Source organism: Bacillus sp. LR_5, assembly GCF_042709275.1.
This window is the reverse complement of record NZ_JAVAXX010000115.1, coordinates 1-18,457: the sequence shown is the minus strand read 5'-3', so window position 1 is coordinate 18,457 and position 18,457 is coordinate 1. Positions and strand designations below refer to the sequence as shown.

Below are 18,457 nucleotides of genomic sequence, written 5' to 3'. Positions count from 1 at the left end.
CCAACAAGAACTAGCTGTTTTTTTCCCATCAGATGATCCGCTCCTTATCAATGTTTTTTCCAGCGTAGCACAGCAAAAAGGAATATTTAAGATACATGTTATAAAATGTAACAAAATATACGAAAAGTTCTAAAAATTTTATGAAAAATTTAAATAGGTCTGATTCGGACGGCGCATACCTTAAAACCGGGCATTTTACAGGCTGGATCTAAGGCTTCCCCGATTAAATCATTCACATTTTGAGCGTCTGCCCAATGGATGGGAACAAAAACGGTATCTTTTCTGATTTGTTCTGATAATTTGCTGCGGACGGTGATGCTTCCCCGCGGCGATTCTATTTTTACCAGCACACGGTCCTCGATATTGTAGGTCGCTGCTGTTTGCGGATGGATTTCGATAAACGATTCAAAATGTCTCGCGGCAAGGGCGGCGCTTTTTCTTGTTTGGACGCCTGTTAAGTAGTGAGACATGACTCTGCCTGTTGTTAAATAAAGCGGATAATCGGCTGTCGGCTTCTCTTTTGGAACAGGTGGTTCGTTTGGAATCACACTTAATGCCGCTTTTTGATCCGGATGAGCAAATGATTCTGTAAACAAGCGCCCAGTTCCGGGATGATCAGATTCCGGACACGGCCAATGAATGCCGCCTTCACGTCTGAGCCTGCCGTATGAGATGCCTGAATAATCGGCAATCCCGCCTCGGCTCGCTTCTCTCAATTCATTAAAAATATCCTCCGCTGACGTATAAGAAAAGTAGCGGCCCTTGCCGAGAGCGGATGCGAGATCACAAATGATCTGCCAATCATGCTTTGCTTCGCCGGGACATGGCCGGCTTGCTTCTCTTAATGTCACGCGTCCTTCTACATTTGTCATGGTGCCTTCATCTTCTAAGTAAGAGGAGGCGGGTAAAATCACATCTGCGTATTTCGCAGTCTCAGAAATAAACAAATCGATTGCAACAAAGAATGTCAGTTTACGTAAAGCCTTTTTTACGAGATTCGCATTTGGACTGGAGACAGCAGGATTGGAGCACATGAGGAACAATCCCTTGATGTCGCCGTCATTGATTTTTTCCATCATTTCATAGGCTGAGACACCTTTTCGCGGCAGATCATCCTGATGGATTCCCCACACTTGCGCAACATGTGCCCGGTGTTGTTCGTTTTCAATAGATCGATAGCCCGGAAGCTGATCGGCTTTTTGGCCATGCTCTCTTGCACCTTGCCCGTTGCCTTGTCCGGTGATCGCCCCGTAACCTGAGTAAGGCTTGCCGATTTTTCCTGTGATCAGCACCATGTTTAAGAAGCCTTTCACAGCCGCTGTTCCATCGGTTTGCTGTTCAATCCCGCGGGCTGTAAACAGCATGCCGGACGTTTCCTTGGCAAACTTTACAGCCGCTTTTCTTATATCCGCCAGCGGGACACTCGTCTGTTCGGCGATGTCATTCAGGTCCAACGAGTCAGTATGCTGCTTCAGCTCTTCGAATCCATTTGTTCGTGATTGAATGAAATCCTCGTTTATAAGCTGTTCGTCGATGATGATTTTGACGAGACCGTTGGCAAGGGCGGCGTCTGTGCCGGGTTTGATTTTCAAATGAAGATCGGCGATTTTTGTTGTCGCTGTTTCACGCGGATCAATGGCAATGATGTAAGCTCCGTTTTCTTTCGCTTTTTCAAAATATGGCATAATCGTAGGCTGGCACTCCGCGATATTGGTGCCGGCCAGAATGATCACACGGGTGTGGGGAATGTCTGATAAGGGATTCGTTAAGCCTCTGTCCGCGCCGAATGTTTGGTTGGCTGCGGTTGCTGCGGCGGACATACAAAGCCTCCCGTTGTAGTCGATGTATTTTGTCTGTAAGCCCACCCGTGCGAATTTCCCTAACAAATACGCCTCTTCATTTGTAATCGAGGCGCTTCCGTATACCGCCATAGCGTCATGGCCGTGTTCTGCTTGTATCATTGTCACTTGGTCTTTAATGTAATTCAGTGCTTCTTCCCAGGAAACAGGCATAAACTCGCCGTTTTTCTTCAGCAGCGGCCGGGTGATGCGGGAGGAGTTCAGGGCATGCTGGTGGGCGTTCATGCCCTTCATGCATAGCCGACCCTGTGTTGTAGGATTATCAATCCCGATCGCAGTGTACTTTTTGCGCGTGACGATGGTTTGTTCCACGAGCTGCATTTTGCACTGCATGCTGCAAAACGGGCATTGAGTGTCATATGTTTTTTCTGATTGGACGTCTTGCTGTTTATCACGGAAATATCTAAGCAGTCGTTCAGTCAAAATGCCTCATCCTTTCTTATATGCACCCGTCTCTACAGTCGGGTTTTGAATCAGTGACAGATCTGTTTGGAGGCTTTCCAGCAGCTGTGCCCTTAGGTCTTCTTCGAATAGCACTTCTCTGATATGAACGATCCCGAGACGGTCTATCCACTGATGAACACCTTCTAAGTAATGAGCCGTTTCCCGATAATACTGGATCAGTCCTTTGATCATGCCGGCAGTGCTGTCTTCGTTCTCAGTCACGCAAAACAAAGCTCCTGAACGGGCATGAGTTCCCCGGACGCCGCCGATGTGAATGTCCCAGCCAGCTTGTCTCCGAATTGCGCCGACATCTTGCAGGGCGGCATCGGTGCAGTCTGTTTCACATGATAAGCTGATAGAAATGGGAGCGGGTAAGGGAAGCATCTCAAGTTGTCTTTCGATTTGGGCTGCCAGCTGCTGAATTGATCGATTTTGCCCGCATGTACATGCTTTGATGCTTTGCAGCGCGTGTCGGTGTTCATTAGTGTAAACGGGCATCTTCAGGTCTTTTTTTATGTTCGGGAGATCCGCAGGCTTGATCCCGGAAAGCTTCAGCCTTTGGCCGTGAGTGATGGATACGTCGGGAATGCTGTATGCCTCAATGATGTTGGCGATGGTTCTTAGCTGCTCCGCGTTTGTCCGCCCGCCGTACATTTGCGGGATCAGGATGCATGTCTCTTCAGTGGCTGGCTCAGGCTGGACAAACCCAGGGTACAGCATTTCCAGATAGTATTGAATCGCAGGAACACAAGTACTGCATCCGTTTTTTGTTTTCCAGTCAAGCTGGTTCATCACTTCTGCCGGATTAGTGAATGGCCTGCGCTGAAGCTCAGCGATGATGTCGTCTTCTGTAAAATCAGTACAGCTGCAAAACGAAGGTGTGCCGGCGGGCTTCGTATATTCGCTGTTGGTCATGTGCCTCAAAAGGTCTTCAACGAGCGGTTTGCATCCTCCGCAGGACCCAGTGGCTTTGGTGCAGTGCTTGACTTCCTCAACAGTTGTTAAGCTATTCGTGTGCACCGCTTCTTCAATCGCGCCTTTCGTCACTGTGTTGCATTGGCAAATCGTTTCACTGGAAGGCATGGATTCAAATAAAGGGCCGCTTGTCTCCGGTTCGATGATCTGCTTTTTGACAATGGAGATGTCTCGTTGTTTAAGGAGGCTGTCGAGAAGCCGCTGCTTGTCACGGGTGTCTCCGAATAAAATAACGCCGGCCAGTTTTTCATCTACAAAAAGCGCTTTTTTATAAACTCCTGCTTGTTCGTCGTAGATTTTGATGCTCGTCGTGCGTTCATCCTCTTGGATCTTTCCTGCTGACCACACATCGATTCCAGCTATTTTTAACGCCGCTGATGGTGCTGAGCCTTGATATTCCTCACATGGAACGCCGCAAATATGACTGGCGAGCGCTTTTCCCTGCTCATAAAGCGGAGCCACCAATCCGTACACCGTTCCGTTATGCTCAGCGCATTCACCAACGGCGTAGATATTCGGTTCGCTTGTCTGCATGAAGTCATTCACGATGATCCCGCGGTTCACTTTGATTCCAGCGGATACAGCCAATTCAATATTCGGTTTGACGCCGGCCGCCATCACAATCAAGTCTGCTTTTAATGAAGAGCCATCTTTAAAATGGATTCGGTCTGCCTTCGTGGCGCCGGAAATGGAGACGGTGTCTTTCTCCAAAAGAAAGGTTAGGCCTTTTTGTTCCAGCTCTGTTTGCAGCAGCCGCGCCGCTGTTTGATCGAGCTGTTTTTGCATAATGCCGGCGGAGTGGTGAATGACGCTGACATTCATACCGAGATGCTGTAAACCGACTGCAGCTTCCAGTCCTAATAAGCCGGCTCCGATTACCGCAGCCTTTTGAAAGTGCTGGGCCATCTTCATCAGTGCTTGGCAGTCTTCTATTGTCCGAAATCCATAGACACCTTTTTTGTCTGCCCCGGGGATAGGGAGAATATGAGGGGAGGAACCTGTTGCCACTATTAATTTGTCATACGACAGAGTGCGTTTCCGATCTGTGATGACCTGCTGCTGATCTGTATCAATCTGAATAACCGTTTCGCCTGTGTAAAGCGTGATCCCGTGCTTGTCGTACCAATCCTTGCTGTTCAGTGTAATATCATCGAGTGACGCTTCACCCTGCAATACAGAGGATAAGAGAATGCGATTGTAATTGGGATGCGGCTCGCTTCCGAAAATGACAATCTCAAACATGTGGCGATTCAGCTTTAATACTTCTTCAATACAGCGGATTCCGGCCATGCCGTTTCCCGCTAACACCAATCTTTGTTTCTTCATGTATCAGACCTCCTTTGGCGAAGCTCGTAAGTTTTCTCCTATTAAAAATTATGTCACAATGCATTGTTAACGCATTAAACGTGTCACAAAAACTTACACATGTCTTTTCCAGAAAATAATGGTCCTATATCCTTGATTCAGAAAATGTAAAATAATGAGGGTCTAGAAAGGGGAATCTTATGAAGCTGTCGGAACTGAAAACTAGCGGTCATCCACTCACTTTGCTCTGTTCCTTTTTATACTTTGATGTCAGTTTTATGATATGGGTTATGCTTGGGGCGCTGGGTGTTTATATTTCTCAGGATTTTGGCCTGTCTCCTTTTGAGAAAGGGCTTGTCGTAGCTGTGCCGATTTTATCTGGATCTGTGTTTCGTATCATTCTTGGTATTTTAACGGACAGAATCGGACCGAAAAAAACGGCAGTGATCGGGATGCTGGTGACGATGATTCCGCTGCTTTGGGGGACATTCGGCGGCCGTTCCCTGACTGAGCTGTATGCCATCGGGATTCTGCTTGGCGTGGCGGGAGCAAGCTTTGCTGTAGCGCTGCCTATGGCCAGCCGCTGGTATCCGCCTCATTTGCAGGGACTTGCGATGGGGATTGCCGGAGCGGGGAACAGCGGCACGTTGTTTGCAACCCTGTTTGGCCCTCGTCTGGCAGAGCAGTTCGGCTGGCACATTGTCATGGGAATTGCGCTAATTCCATTATTGATCGTCTTTATTCTTTTTGTATCCATGGCAAAGGATTCCCCTGCACAGCCGTCTCCCCAGCCGCTCAAAAGCTATCTGCATGTGTTTGGGCAAAAGGAAACATGGTTTTTCTGCCTGCTGTACAGCGTCACATTTGGCGGATTTGTCGGGCTCTCAAGCTTTTTATCTATTTTCTTTGTTGATCAATACCAGCTGTCAAAAATTCACGCAGGGGACTTCGTTACATTATGTGTGGCGGCGGGGAGCTTTTTCCGGCCTGTCGGGGGCTTGATTTCAGATCGTGTCGGCGGCACGAAAGTTCTTTCTGTATTGTTTGTCATCGTGGCACTGTGTATGGCCGGAGTCAGCAGCCTGCCATCTCTCTCAATGGTTATTGTTCTATTGTTTGTCGGAATGATGGGGCTCGGAATGGGAAACGGCGCAGTATTCCAGCTCGTGCCGCAGCGCTTCCGCAAAGAAATCGGCATGGTGACGGGAATCGTCGGTGCGGCCGGAGGAATCGGAGGGTTTTTCTTGCCGAACATCTTAGGATCTCTCAAACAGATGACAGGCACATATGCTATCGGTTTTATCACGTTTTCCTGTATCGCGCTGCTGGCGTTTGCACTTGTGCTTGCCGCAGGCTATTACTGGCGGAAAAGCTGGAGCGCGGAAAGCAGCCCGGCGGATGTTTAGGATTTTGACGGACACGCGTTTGTGCGTGTCTTTTTTATTTTCTCTTGATTTTCAACAGTGAACCGATCAAAATAAATAGTAATTATTACGATTTGTTAGTGAGAGGAGTTTTCTGAATGAATCAACATACGCTGCTCCCGAAAAAAACGGAGCGTCTTCAATACTTTGGATCGGTCAGTCCGATCAAAGGCGAGAAACCAGTGGAAAAAGAGAAAATGAAGGACCTGCAAAATATCAGGAAGGATTATTTTTTTGACATTCAGCATGTAGGTGTAGCTAATGTGTCCCATCCAGTCACAATCACTTCTGCCATGATGCCTGCCGAGCAAACAACGGCTGCGAACTTTACAATGACTTGTAATTTGCCGAGAAATCAGAAGGGGATTAACATGAGCCGGTTAACAGAGCTGCTGCAAGTCTATCATCAAAATGGCTGGATTCTCTCATTTTCCTCTCTTCAGCAATTTACGAAAGAGCTTGCGGAAAACATGGGCCAGTCCTCTGCTTCAGTCGAAGTGCGGTTTCCGTGGTTTTTCGAACGGAAAAGCCCGAAGCTTGAGAAAGCGGGTTTGATGCATGCTGATATATTCATGTCTGTCACCTATCGCAAAGATCAGCCGTTTAAACAGCGTGCCGGCATCTCAGCAAAAGTAACGACTCTGTGCCCTTGCTCCAAGGAAATCAGCGAATACAGTGCCCATAATCAGAGGGGAACGGTCAGCATTTGGGCGGATATTCACCCGGCCGCATCGCTGCCAAGTGATGTTAAAGCTGATTTGCTTCACGCCGCAGAATCAAATGCTTCTGCGAGACTGCATCCGGTATTGAAGCGGCCTGATGAAAAAGCCGTGACAGAAACGGCCTATGAAAACCCGAGATTTGTTGAGGATCTCGTCCGGCTGATTGCTGCTGATTTGTTTGAGCTTGAATGGGTGTCGGCCTTTGAGATTGAATGCCGCAATGAAGAATCGATCCATCTCCACGATGCCTGCGCGAAGCTGCGTTTTTCGAAACAGGTGGATAAAATATGAAACTCTCATTATTCATTATTGCAGTTCTTATGCCAGTCAGCCTGCTGTCAGCCTGCTCCGATCATGCAGAAGAACACGCAAGTATCAATACAAAGAAAACGGTCGAAAACATAACGGACGTTCGAAAAACAGCAAAAACAAGCATTGATTGGACAAAGCCTTCGGGCGGAGAATACCCGGATATTAAACAGAAGCATGTCTGGATTGATGTGAATGTGAAGGAGCAGAAGGCTTACATCAAGGAAGGAAGCAACACCATCTATACAATGATGATTTCTTCTGGTCTTGATCAAACAAAAGATGATGCTACGCCAAAGGGCACCTTTTATGTAGAGCCTGAACGGGGAGAATGGTTTTTCTCCGAAGGATACCAGGAAGGCGCAGAATACTGGGTATCATGGAAAAATCACGGTGAATTTTTATTTCATAGTGTGCCAATGACTAAGGATCAAAAAGTCATCAAAACGGAAGCAGAAAAACTAGGAACGAAAGCATCTCACGGATGTATCAGGCTGACCATTCCAGATGCGAAATGGGTATATGAAAATATCCCTGAACATACAAAAGTGGTGATCAGCTGAATTGAAAACCGTTGACAAAAAGGAAAAAAGACCATACAATTTAAATCGTAACAATTACGTTTTGTGATAAATGGCTTATCATTGGCTGTGCATCTGTGAAAAAGCGGAAAGGCATCGATTAAGGATCTTGCTGTCGGCAAGGGGCAGGGATTTGCGATGGGGAAAAGGATTAAACGCGGTTGGAGCCTTTACTGATTTAGAAATCGGGTGGCAGCGAGAAATGAGCGCGAAAAGCTGCTCTACACCATTGTACATACGGCGAAGTATTCGATTTAAATCGTAATCATTCTATTTTAATGGAGGCACTGTTATGAAAAAAATTCCGGTTACCGTACTGAGCGGTTATCTAGGTGCGGGAAAAACAACATTGCTGAACAGCATTTTGCAAAATCGCGAAGGCTTGAAAATAGCGGTTATCGTAAACGATATGAGCGAGGTGAACATTGACGCGGGCTTGGTTAAGCAGGAAGGGGGCCTTTCCAGAACAGATGAAAAGCTTGTGGAAATGTCAAACGGCTGCATTTGCTGCACGCTTCGCGAAGACTTATTAATTGAAGTTGAGAAGCTGGCAAAAGACGGACGGTTTGATTATATCGTCATCGAATCGACAGGAATCAGCGAACCGATCCCGGTGGCCCAGACTTTCTCTTATATCGATGAAGAGATGGGAATCGATCTTACAAAATTCTGTCAGCTGGATACGATGGTGACGGTGGTTGATGCCAACCGTTTTTGGCATGATTATCAGTCAGGCGAAAGCCTTCTGGACCGCAAAGAAGCATTGGGGGAAGAGGATGAAAGAGAAATCGCCGACCTCTTGATCGATCAAATTGAGTTTTGCGATGTACTGATCTTAAATAAATGTGATTTGGTCAGCGAGCAAGAGCTCGAACAGCTTGAAAACGTTCTTCGTAAACTGCAGCCAAGAGCCAGGTTCATTCGTTCCGTCAAAGGAAATGTAAAACCGCAGGAGATTTTGCATACAGGGTTATTTAACTTCGAGGAAGCGAGCGGATCGGCCGGCTGGATTCAAGAGCTGACGGCAGGCCATGCGGAACACACCCCGGAAACAGAAGAATACGGTATCTCTTCATTTGTATATAAGAGACGTTTGCCGTTTCATTCTACACGATTTTACCGTTGGTTGGATCAAATGCCAAAGAACGTGGTACGTGCCAAAGGAATCGTCTGGTGCGCATCTCATAACAACCTCGCTTTGCTGATGTCGCAAGCAGGTCCGTCGGTTACGATTGAGCCTGTATCTTATTGGGTGGCGGCGTTGCCGAAGCTTGAGCAGGAGCAAGTCAAACAGCAGGAGCCGGAAATCCTGGAGGAGTGGGACCCGGAGTTCGGCGACCGCCTAACGCAACTAGTTTTTATCGGAACTGACCTGGATGAAGAAACGATCACGAAAGAGCTTGATCAATGCCTGTTGACTGAGTATGAATTTGATTCCGACTGGTCGCTGTTTGAGGACCCGTTTAAATGGAAGCTGAATCAATAGAAAAAAAGCCGTCCCATGGGGAACGGCTTTTTTTAATGAAACGTTTGTTTAAACATAATGAGCGTATTTTTTCTCAAGGATATTCTGAAAGACCGCGGCAATGGAGCAGATGGCCCAATAAATGAGAGCGGTCAGAATATACATGGTCATATAATCAAACTCTCTGCCCCCGATGATTTTCGCATGCTGGAGCAATTCCGGCACTGTAATCATCGCAGCGAGAGATGACGCCTTGATTAAGTCGAGCAATACATTGGCAAGCGGAGGCAGCGCAATACGTATCGATTGCGGCAAAATGATGCCCCTCATCGTCTGCCAATATGAAAGACCCAGCGAGGATGCGGCTTCCCACTGTCCTTTTTCGACGGATGAAATGGCTGAACGGTTAATTTCCGCAATGTAGGCGGCGCTGTTTAGGCTAAAGCCGATTAAAGCAGCCGTGACAGCGGAAAATTCAATGCCGATATAAGGAAACCCGAAATAAAGGATAAACAAAATCACCAAAATCGGAACGCCCCGCATAAATGAGATATAGAGCTTCGCCGGCCATCTTAACAAAGCAAGCTTAGACATTCTGGCGAGTGATATGAACAGGCCGATCACAGTTCCCGCAAACATGCTTACAAAAGAGATGAGCAGTGTATACCCAATGCCTTTTATGACATAAGGGAACGATTCAATGGCCAGCTTCGTGTTGAAAATATATTCCCACTGAATGCTATTGATCATGGCGTCCGATTACAAATCAACGTCCTGAACGTCGGCATCAATTTTTTTTGATACATCTGCTTTATTGAAGAATTGTTTCGACAGTTTAGTCAAAGAGCCATCCTTGCTCATCTCTTTCAATGCTTCGTTCATCTTTTTCTGAAGTGCCGCATTGCTTTTTTTCATGACAAGGGCCTGTTTGTTCGGCATGTACTTGATGTCAGGATGAATTGTTATGTTGAGATCCGGGAATGCCGCGAGCGCAAGTGTCTGCAGGTAATAGTCGTTTAAAATGACGTCAGTGCGTCCGTTGGCAACATCTTTTAAATATTGCTCATTCGTCGCATTATCATAAATCACTTCTTTGGCGCCGTATTTTCTCGCGACCTCCATGTAGACGGTTGTAGCCGCGCCAGCCGCTTTCTTCCCTTTTAAATCCTTGAGCGTTTTAATCCCTGATAAATCGTCTTTTCGGACAATTGCCGTGCCGTATGAATATTTATATGGAGTGGAAAATGCGAACTTCTTCTCGCGGTCCTTCGTCACATCGATGTCATTTGCGGCTGCGTCAACCTGTCCGCTGTTCACCGCTGTCAGCATCCCGTCAATGCCCATCTCCTTGAACTCAACCTTCAGCCCCAATCGTTTTGCCGCTTCACGAACGACTTCAACCTCGTAGCCCGTCAGCTTATCGGAGCCAGAGTCGGTATCATGATAAGAAGTGGGATAGAGCGTACCTGATGTAGCGACTACGATTTTCCCTTTGTCCTTGATTTGCTCCCAGCCTGTATCCTTGGAATCGGCTTCATTTTTGCCGGAACAGGCTGCCAATATAAGAAAGAAAGCCATTGTGAAACTGAATATAACGGCTTTGGAATGCATGAATGATTTCACCTATAGTTCCCCCAATCTGTTAATCAACTAAAAAGATAGCATTGAACATAAGGGGTTGCAATATGTTGATCGCGTTTTCAAAAAGTTCGAATTGTGTATACAAAAGGCATGGATGGGTGTTTAAAAGCGTCTATGAAGGGAAGAGGTGATGAAAAAAGGAATTGTCCAAGGATGAATGCCAGACGTGCATGGATAGGAGTTTGTGAAGTGAAGGTGCAGCAGATCCGTCATTCATCTATGCCAATACCGTAAGAAATGGTCAAGAAGCATGAAACCGATTAAATTTAAGTCTTGCTGATGCCCCTAAGGCATATGATATATTCGATGAGAAAGAAAATGGAAACATTTAAACCATAATGGGGAGTCAAATGAATATTTACAAACCAGCCGGATTTTGGATCAGACTTGGAGCTGCATTGTTAGACTACATTATAGTCTCCGTGCCGCTTTTGCTGATCTATTGGCTGATTACAGGAAAAGACCCAAACGACAGCATGTTCATCAGTTTGGTTGTTCTGCTGTATTCTATTTTGCTGCCGGTGTTTTGGCGCGGTTATCTTATCGGAAAAAGGATCTGCGGAATCAGAATCGTAAAAAAAGACGGATCACAGGTCAGTCTGTTAACAATGTTTTTACGGGTTATTGTAGCCGGCCTGGTTTACTGTATAACCTTCGGACTCGGCTTGATCGCCAGCCTGATTCTGATTGCCGTACGAGAAGACAAACGGACCCTGCATGATTTAATCGCGGGAACGTATGTCACTTATGCGACGCCAGGTGAAGAAGAACTTAATGCTGACGAAGAGATTAGAAAGAGCGAATAATGGTTCGCTCTTTTTATTTTTATGCATAAAAAATACAAGGCAGCAAAACATATGAAAAATAGGATTGGAGGAATAAACTGGATGAAACGAATAACCATCAACATCATCACAATGTTCATTGCAGCGGCTGTCATTTCTCTGACCGGTACAGCTGAGGCCGCTGAAAAACAGCAGCAGCCTCCCGCAAATGTTACACTGACAGATCAGCAAAAGAAAGAGATTGAACAACTGGAAGCAGAGATTCTTAAAAAGCGCAAAGACGTGATCTCAAAGTATGTACAATACGGTATCCTGCCTAAAGAAAGAGGAGAACACATCAAAAATCACTTGGACAAACACTTTGAAATGATGAAACAAAACGGCTTTGTTCCAAAGCACCATCCTCATCCGCATAAATTTGAAAAAAGACATTAAGATGGTAAGCATCCAATGGGAATTGGGTGCTTTTGCGTTATTTACAGGTAGGCAATATTAGCTGAGCTGTTCCGCGACTAACATCGAGTTGATATGAAACGCGTTTCATAGCCTATGATAGGTTTATCAATAATTCAGGAGTGATAAACACTATGATCCACCAGCATCCAGAATCTTTTCCGAAACATTTTTTGTGGGGCTCTGCTTCTGCCGCGTACCAGATTGAAGGCGCTTGGAATGAAGATGGCAAAGGCCCTTCTGTTTGGGATGTGTTTACGAAAATACCGGGCAAAACGTTTAAAGGAACCAATGGCGAGATTGCGGTTGACCATTATCACCGATTTAAAGAAGATGTCGCTCTGATGGCTGAGATGGGGTTAAAAGCATATCGATTTTCCGTCAGCTGGCCACGGGTTTTTCCAAAAGGAAAAGGAGAGATCAATGAAGCAGGTCTAGCGTTTTACGATAGTCTGATTGATGAATTGCTTTCTCATCACATCGAGCCGGTTCTGACTTTATATCACTGGGATTTGCCTCAAGCGCTTATGGACGAATACGGCGGGTTTGAATCCAGAAACATCATAGAGGATTTTAATCACTATTGTATTACTCTTTATAAACGTTTTGGAGACAGGGTGAAATATTGGGTTACGTTAAATGAACAGAACTACAATTTTAATCACGGATTTATTACAGCCATGCATCCGCCTGGAGTGAAAGACAGAAAACGATTTTACGAAGCAAACCATATTGCGTTTCTGGCTAATGCAAAAGCCATCGAATCATTTAGAGAATATGTACCTGAAGGCAAAATAGGTCCTAGCTTTGCTTATTCTCCGGCTTACCCTTTATCAAGCCATCCAGAGGATATACTGGCATTTGAAAACGCCGAAGAATTTATGAACAATTGGTGGCTTGACATGTATTGCTGGGGAACCTACCCGCAAATTCCATTCCGCTACTTGGAAAAACAGGGATGGGCGCCGACAATTGAAGCAGGAGATATGGACCTGCTCGCCAAAGGGAAGCCTGATTTTGTAGGTGTCAATTATTATCAGACGATCACCTATGAACGAAATCCGCTTGATGGTGTGTCAGAAGGGAAAATGAATACGACAGGCCAAAAGGGAACCAATCAGGAGACGGGGATACCCGGAGTGTTCAAAACGAAAAAAAATCCGCATCTGACAACGAGCAACTGGGATTGGACAATTGACCCAATTGGGCTGCGTATCGGTCTTCGCCGAATTACAAGCCGCTATCAGCTTCCAGTGTTTATAACAGAGAACGGTTTGGGTGAATTTGATAAAGTTGAGGACGGCACTGTACAGGATGATTATCGAATTGATTATTTGCGTTCGCATCTTGAGCAATGCAGACAAGCCATCAGTGACGGTGTCGATTTAATCGGCTATTGCAGCTGGTCGTTTACTGATCTGTTAAGCTGGCTGAACGGCTACCAAAAAAGATACGGATTTGTATATGTCAATCGTGATGAAGAAAGCACATCCGATTTAAAACGCTTGAAGAAAAAAAGCTTTTATTGGTATCAAGATGTCATCAAAACGAACGGAGAAAGTTTATAAAGAGTCCCTGAGAGTTATTCTCTCAGGGGTTTTTCATTACACAGAAACAGCATCAATAATATAAGTGTCGGCGTGCAAATCTGACATTTCAGCCGGCACAGTCCAGCATGTCAATTGATAGTCTCCTTTAGGCAGATCAAAGAACAGTCTTTTAGACATGATGCTTTCAATATGAATTCCGTTTTCTGTGACATGAAAAGGAACAGTCACTTTTTTTTCGTAGGAGCTTACTGTTTCTGAACTGTTCAGGCGCAAAAGAATAAAGGCCTTTGTATTTCGCTGTGCCTCAAAGGAAATGGCTCCGTCTGCCGCAGCATATCCTTTTTCAATCGCTTCGTCAGTCCAATCCATTACAGGAGGTGTAGAATCCTTTTGAAATACAGTAAATTGATGATATGAAATCGAAAGTTCTTGCGGCTTCCATGATTTGATCAATGTGCTGTTCCTCCTCTATGTACTGTTTACTGAATTGTGAATAAAACCTTTGTGCCGTCTGGGTAATCGGTAAGCTGATGCCCGACCCAAGAGCCTGCTCCGCGGTTGTCAGCGGGAGAAATGTATTCTACAGAAGCTCCCTCACCGCCTTCTTTGCACATGGCCATTGGCCATTCATCTCTGTCATACCCCTTTTTGGAAGGTACGTCCTTTAATGATTGCTCGCGGCGTTCCTCAGCTCCGTCTCTGTCGATAGTGCACACCTCTGAGTGCCCCTCATTTATCGCATCTTTAATATGCTTGGCCGTTTCGGGATAACGGTCAGAAGGGAAGGCGATTGTTTCATCATATTCTTTCGTTTGAGACGTTTTTTGATCAGCTGAGAAAAAGTCTCCTTTTATCAGGCCGACAGCTGCAGCTGCTATGATGACGATGACGAGAAGTATTGTTTTTACGATGTCCGTCGTGATGTTCACCTCCCGCTTTTAAAACTGACACAAGAGTAATCCAGAAAGCATTTGGTGTAAAGGTTTAAATTTTATGTTTTACGCTCAGTTTATTGCAGAAATCGTAATTTTAGCAGATCGAAATATTTGTTTTCAGCAAAATACGATTGCCAATTTACAATAATGATAGTAAGTCATCAGCCGTTTGCGGCTTGATTAATCATTTTAAATTGGCTTATGATACCGGTAAGCTCCTCAGCTAATTGAGAAAGTGTTTCAGAAGCTGCGGTAATCTCCTCCATTGCAGCAAATTGCTCCTCTGTTAATGCAGCCGCTTGCCGGGTATTTTTAGTAGATTCTTTAATGTCGGCCGTATTGGCTGCAAAGGAATCATTTATATGATGTGCACTGGCTGAAATGTTTGTTACAGATGCTGATAAATCACTAATCTCGGCGCTGATTTCACCTGTTGCAGCTGCAATTTCCTTAAATGCATCTCTGGTGCGCTGGATCATGGTGACTCCTTCTGCAGCTTCTGTTTTCACATGCTCAACAGATCTTGCAGACCGGTTCATATCCTTTTGTATTTCTATGATCAGTTTTGAAATCTGCCCCGCAGACTGTTGAGACTCTTCTGCTAATTTCCGTACTTCATCAGCAACAACAGCAAAGCCTTTTCCTTGTTCACCGGCTCTGGCAGCTTCAATCGCTGCATTCAGCGCAAGCAGGTTTGTCTGATCGGCAATTTGGGTGATGACCGATAAAATTTGCTCAATTTGTTTAGAGCGGCCGTCTAACTGGTGTATGATTTCTCCGCTTTTCTGAATTGACTGGTGAATCGCATCCATTTGCGCCTGTACATTTGCAATTTCCTTTTGTCCAATGTCTGCTTTTGATTGAGCGAGCTGCCCTTTGTCAGCGATAGCGGCAGTATTTGCAGAAATATCCCGGATGTCTGCTGAAGCTTGTTTTAATGAGCTTTCACTGTTTTCAATTCGGGTGATCTGATCTTGGGCTCCATTTGCAATCTGCTGTACAGCTTCTGTGATTTTTTCTGAAGCTTGATTTGTTTCCTCTGCTCCGGCTGAGAGCTGCTGAGAGGCTGACGCAAGCTGAAGGGCTGATTGTTGTACGGTTTGTATGGTATCGTTCAGCTTCATTCTCATCTTATTATAATAGACGCTTAGTTCTGAAAGCTCGTCACCGGTTTTGTCTGACACCTCTATTGTCATATCTCCGTTTCCGGCACTTTCAAAGGCGCTTTTTAAAGCGTTCAGCCGCTTGTTGATTTTTCTGGTGAAAACCAAGACAAGGATGACTGATACCATAATGACGATAACAAGAACGATAGCGAATTGAGTGAAAAGTGATTGTGTAAGTGATGCTAAAATACTTTGATTAGCTCCGGTATACAGCATGCCGATGATGTTCCCATTTTGATCTTTTAACGGCATGTATGCAGTCTGATAAGAAGAACCTGCTACATCTGCTTGTCCGTAAAAACGCTTTCCTTTCTTTAAAACAGCGGCAATAACTTCAGAAGAAGCCTGGGTGCCGACGGCTCTTTCGCCATTCTTCATGACATTGGTTGCAACACGAGTATCGCCTTGGAAAATGGTAATGGTATCACCTGTCTTTTCACCAAGCAGATCAACAATATCTTCATTTCCATTGATTTGTGTTTGCCCTTTATAGAGCTTATTGTTTTTCACCTGCCAGTCGCCTGACATGACATCATCAATATAAGTGCTGCTTAAAGCGAGATCACCTTTCGCTTTTTCAGTTGCCATTTGTTTCATGCTTTCTGTAATTTCCTTAAGCATCACAGTGCCAACTGATGCCGAAAACAAAAGAATCACCACGAAAACGAGGCAAAGAATTTTAGTTCCTAGCTTCATCTTAAATCGTTTTATCAACATAATTCCTCCCTTTACGATTTGCAGGTCATATTACTTATCGGGTTTTTGGGTTTAAAGTTTTATTTTAGAAAAAATAAAACCGGCCTGATCTTCAGGCCGGTTGTGTGATGCTATTCAAGGTTTGCGTGGTGAGTGAACATAGTTTCAGAATCGAGACCTTTTTTCTCCATGAGTTTTAAAATCACTGCATCATAGAAGAGCAGCAAAGTTTGTTCAAATAATGATCCCATTGGCTGAATGGTTTTATAGCTTCCGTTTGACTGGTCTTTAGGAGAACCAGGCATTCTGATGATGAGGTCCGCTTGTTTTCCGATGCTTGATTCCGGATTGATGGTTAAAGCGGCAACAATTCCGTGTAAGCTTTTTGCTTTTGCTGCGGTATCAATCAAGCTCTTTGTCTCGCCTGATCCTGAGCCGATAATAACTAGATCTCCTTCGGCGAGCGGCGGAGTGAGAATCTCACCTACTATATGGGCGTTGAAGCCCATGTGCATCAATCTCATCGCGAAGGATTTTGCCATCAGCCCAGACCGCCCCGCACCCGCAGTGAAAATTTGGTGGGATGAAAGAATGTGATCGGCAAGCTGGTCAGCCTCTTCATTAGAAATATAAGCTGCTGAACGGTGTAACTCATTGAGAATTTCCGCTACGTATTCAGTCGTTTTCATCGGAGTTATCCTTGGACAATCAGCTGCTTCATTTTTGAAGCTGTTTCCGCCTTATCAGCTGCGCTTGTAATTCCGCCTCCGACAATGACAAGGTCAGGCTTTTGCTGGATCACTTCTGGTAGTGTATCAAGTTTGATGCCGCCCGCGATTGCGGTTTTTGCGTTTTTTACGGTGTTTTTGATTGTCGTTAATTCTTCGAAAGAGTTCTTGCCCTCTGCTTGAAGATCATAGCCAGTGTGGACGCAGATGTAGTCAACACCGAGTGCGTCAATTTCTTGCGCACGGGACTCGATATCTTTCACGTTAATCATGTCCACTAAGATTTTCTTCTTTTGTTTTTTGGCTTCTTCTACTGCGCCTTTAATCGTTGCGTCGTCTGTAGCCCCTAAAACGGTGATGATGTCAGCGCCTGCTTCCGACGCTTTCATAATTTCGTAGCCTCCGGCATCCATGATTTTCAGGTCTGCAAGAACCTTCAATTGAGGAAATGCTTCTTTTATTTCTTTAACGGCTCTTAGGCCTTCATTAATGACGACCGGTGTTCCGATTTCAACTACGTCGATGTATTGTTCTACCTCTTTGACGAGCTCAATGGCTTCCGGGATGTTGACGAGGTCTAATGCAAGCTGTAATTCCATTGTTGATCCACTCCCTTTTTCGAATTATTTTTCATTCTATAGGTTCTCTTATTTGATGAGAAGTAGGCACTCTGAAGTCAACAAGTTACTTGGAGGATACTGTGAGGAGAGACAATCAGATTTCTTTCGCTTGATTTTATGAGTGAGTATAATGAAAAAAGAGTCTGCAAAAAAGTAAGTAAGTGATGATACGTATCTAACATACAAAAAGGTTACTAAGGGGGGATTCTATTGAGCCGGATGGACGACAAAAGGTTTAATTGTGAGAAGGAATTAACGCTTGCAGTGATTGGCGGTAAATGGAAGATGCTCATTTTATGGCATTTAGGAAAAGAAGGCACAAAACGGTTCAATGAATTAAAAACATTGATTCCTGATATTACGCAGAAGATCCTCGTGAATCAGCTGAGAGAGCTTGAGCAGGATATGATTGTTCACAGGGAAGTGTATCCGGTCGTCCCGCCGAAGGTTGAATATTCTCTGACCCCGCACGGAGAAAGCCTCATGCCTATTCTTGAAGCCATGTATGAGTGGGGGAAAGGCTATATGGAATTGATTGATATCGACAAAAATGTCATGAAAGAATCATTGTAAGACGCTCTTCGCAAGGGTGTCTTTTTTTTGCCTTTTTTTCGGTTTTTGCGCGATACACATAGTCATGTAAAGATTGTAAATTGCATTCAGCAATAAAAAAAGATTGAACGCAGCAGTTTGGTTTAAAAATTTTTATTTTTCTGTAAATAATGTTTAGTGGAAATGATTGCGGCATCCCGCAAAAATATCCCTGTAAATAAACTGGAATATTTCGGCCTGTACCTTA

17 protein-coding genes and 2 pseudogenes are annotated in these 18,457 nt (G+C 44.9%); 10 read left to right on the top strand and 9 right to left on the bottom strand.

Features of this window, described 5'->3' with window-relative positions; genetic code table 11:
• Positions 1 to 149: 149 nt before the first annotated feature.
• On the bottom strand, positions 150 to 2,282 hold the full coding sequence (nasC, locus tag RAC86_RS20780) for an assimilatory nitrate reductase catalytic subunit NasC (RefSeq protein ID WP_377885998.1): 2,133 nt from the start codon (positions 2,280 to 2,282) through the stop codon (positions 150 to 152).
• A 6-nt stretch (positions 2,283 to 2,288) separates the two neighbouring features.
• Positions 2,289 to 4,604, bottom strand: coding sequence for an assimilatory nitrate reductase electron transfer subunit NasB (gene nasB, locus RAC86_RS20775; protein ID WP_029727069.1), 2,316 nt, complete (start codon positions 4,602 to 4,604; stop codon positions 2,289 to 2,291).
• A 179-nt stretch (positions 4,605 to 4,783) separates the two neighbouring features.
• Here nasB and RAC86_RS20770 point away from each other — a divergent pair, with 179 nt between their 5' ends.
• The 5 genes and pseudogenes from RAC86_RS20770 (at position 4,784) to zinU (ending at position 9,105) form a co-directional block, all read left to right on the top strand.
• The gene (locus RAC86_RS20770; protein ID WP_003246358.1) at positions 4,784 to 5,989 is read left to right on the top strand and encodes an MFS transporter; all 1,206 of its coding nucleotides are present in this window, start codon (positions 4,784 to 4,786) and stop codon (positions 5,987 to 5,989) included.
• Positions 5,990 to 6,105: 116 nt separating this feature from the next.
• Entirely contained in the window at positions 6,106 to 7,020 is a 915-nt protein-coding gene (folE2, locus tag RAC86_RS20765) for a GTP cyclohydrolase FolE2 (RefSeq protein ID WP_029727070.1), read from the top strand.
• A complete protein-coding gene (locus RAC86_RS20760) occupies positions 7,017 to 7,601 on the top strand; it encodes a L,D-transpeptidase (RefSeq protein ID WP_015252852.1) in 585 nt (194 codons plus the stop codon). The genes folE2 and RAC86_RS20760 overlap by 4 nt, the downstream gene beginning before the upstream one ends.
• A 117-nt stretch (positions 7,602 to 7,718) precedes the next feature.
• Positions 7,719 to 7,884: pseudogene (locus RAC86_RS20755) on the top strand (hypothetical protein).
• Positions 7,885 to 7,911: 27 nt separating this feature from the next.
• Positions 7,912 to 9,105 carry a zinc metallochaperone ZinU gene (gene zinU, locus RAC86_RS20750; protein ID WP_033883103.1) on the top strand — a complete coding sequence of 398 codons (1,194 nt, stop codon included), beginning with the start codon at positions 7,912 to 7,914 and terminating at the stop codon, positions 9,103 to 9,105.
• Between the two features lie 48 nt (positions 9,106 to 9,153).
• Here the strand turns inward: zinU and RAC86_RS20745 are convergent, their stop codons facing one another.
• Together RAC86_RS20745 and RAC86_RS20740 are read right to left on the bottom strand one after the other, a co-directional pair.
• Positions 9,154 to 9,834 carry an amino acid ABC transporter permease gene (locus RAC86_RS20745; RefSeq protein WP_003234624.1) on the bottom strand — a complete coding sequence of 227 codons (681 nt, stop codon included), beginning with the start codon at positions 9,832 to 9,834 and terminating at the stop codon, positions 9,154 to 9,156.
• 9 nt (positions 9,835 to 9,843) lie between these two features.
• The gene (locus RAC86_RS20740) at positions 9,844 to 10,707 is read right to left on the bottom strand and encodes a transporter substrate-binding domain-containing protein (RefSeq protein WP_080528904.1); all 864 of its coding nucleotides are present in this window, start codon (positions 10,705 to 10,707) and stop codon (positions 9,844 to 9,846) included.
• Between the two features lie 161 nt (positions 10,708 to 10,868).
• On the opposite strand from RAC86_RS20740, the pseudogene RAC86_RS20735 reads away from it, so the two are divergent.
• The 4 genes and pseudogenes from RAC86_RS20735 (at position 10,869) to bglC (ending at position 13,531) form a co-directional block, all read left to right on the top strand.
• Positions 10,869 to 11,057 (top strand): annotated as a pseudogene (locus RAC86_RS20735) (hypothetical protein).
• Positions 11,058 to 11,075: 18 nt separating this feature from the next.
• Entirely contained in the window at positions 11,076 to 11,531 is a 456-nt protein-coding gene (locus tag RAC86_RS20730) for an RDD family protein (RefSeq protein ID WP_024572178.1), read from the top strand.
• A gap of 81 nt (positions 11,532 to 11,612) precedes the next feature.
• Positions 11,613 to 11,945, top strand: a complete 333-nt coding sequence (locus RAC86_RS20725; protein WP_015252849.1) for a YckD family protein — start codon at positions 11,613 to 11,615, stop codon at positions 11,943 to 11,945.
• 152 nt (positions 11,946 to 12,097) lie between these two features.
• Positions 12,098 to 13,531, top strand: coding sequence for a 6-phospho-beta-glucosidase (bglC, locus tag RAC86_RS20720; protein ID WP_029727076.1), 1,434 nt, complete (start codon positions 12,098 to 12,100; stop codon positions 13,529 to 13,531).
• Between the two features lie 36 nt (positions 13,532 to 13,567).
• Here the strand turns inward: bglC and nin are convergent, their stop codons facing one another.
• From nin to hxlA, 5 genes are all read right to left on the bottom strand, one after another.
• Positions 13,568 to 13,966: a competence protein ComJ gene (nin, locus tag RAC86_RS20715; protein WP_213407911.1), complete on the bottom strand. Its 399-nt coding sequence runs from the start codon at positions 13,964 to 13,966 to the stop codon at positions 13,568 to 13,570.
• Positions 13,967 to 13,992: 26 nt separating this feature from the next.
• On the bottom strand, positions 13,993 to 14,442 hold the full coding sequence (nucA, locus tag RAC86_RS20710) for a DNA-entry nuclease (RefSeq protein WP_213407910.1): 450 nt from the start codon (positions 14,440 to 14,442) through the stop codon (positions 13,993 to 13,995).
• A gap of 167 nt (positions 14,443 to 14,609) precedes the next feature.
• Positions 14,610 to 16,331, bottom strand: coding sequence for a methyl-accepting chemotaxis protein TlpC (gene tlpC / locus RAC86_RS20705; protein WP_377885997.1), 1,722 nt, complete (start codon positions 16,329 to 16,331; stop codon positions 14,610 to 14,612).
• A gap of 110 nt (positions 16,332 to 16,441) precedes the next feature.
• Complete coding sequence (hxlB, locus tag RAC86_RS20700) at positions 16,442 to 16,999, bottom strand: 6-phospho-3-hexuloisomerase (protein ID WP_339175779.1); 558 nt, start codon at positions 16,997 to 16,999, stop codon at positions 16,442 to 16,444.
• Between the two features lie 5 nt (positions 17,000 to 17,004).
• Entirely contained in the window at positions 17,005 to 17,637 is a 633-nt protein-coding gene (gene hxlA / locus RAC86_RS20695) for a 3-hexulose-6-phosphate synthase (RefSeq protein ID WP_032724921.1), read from the bottom strand.
• Between the two features lie 231 nt (positions 17,638 to 17,868).
• On the opposite strand from hxlA, the gene hxlR reads away from it, so the two are divergent.
• Entirely contained in the window at positions 17,869 to 18,231 is a 363-nt protein-coding gene (gene hxlR / locus RAC86_RS20690; protein WP_003246265.1) for a transcriptional activator HxlR, read from the top strand.
• The last annotated feature ends 226 nt before the right edge of the window (positions 18,232 to 18,457 follow it).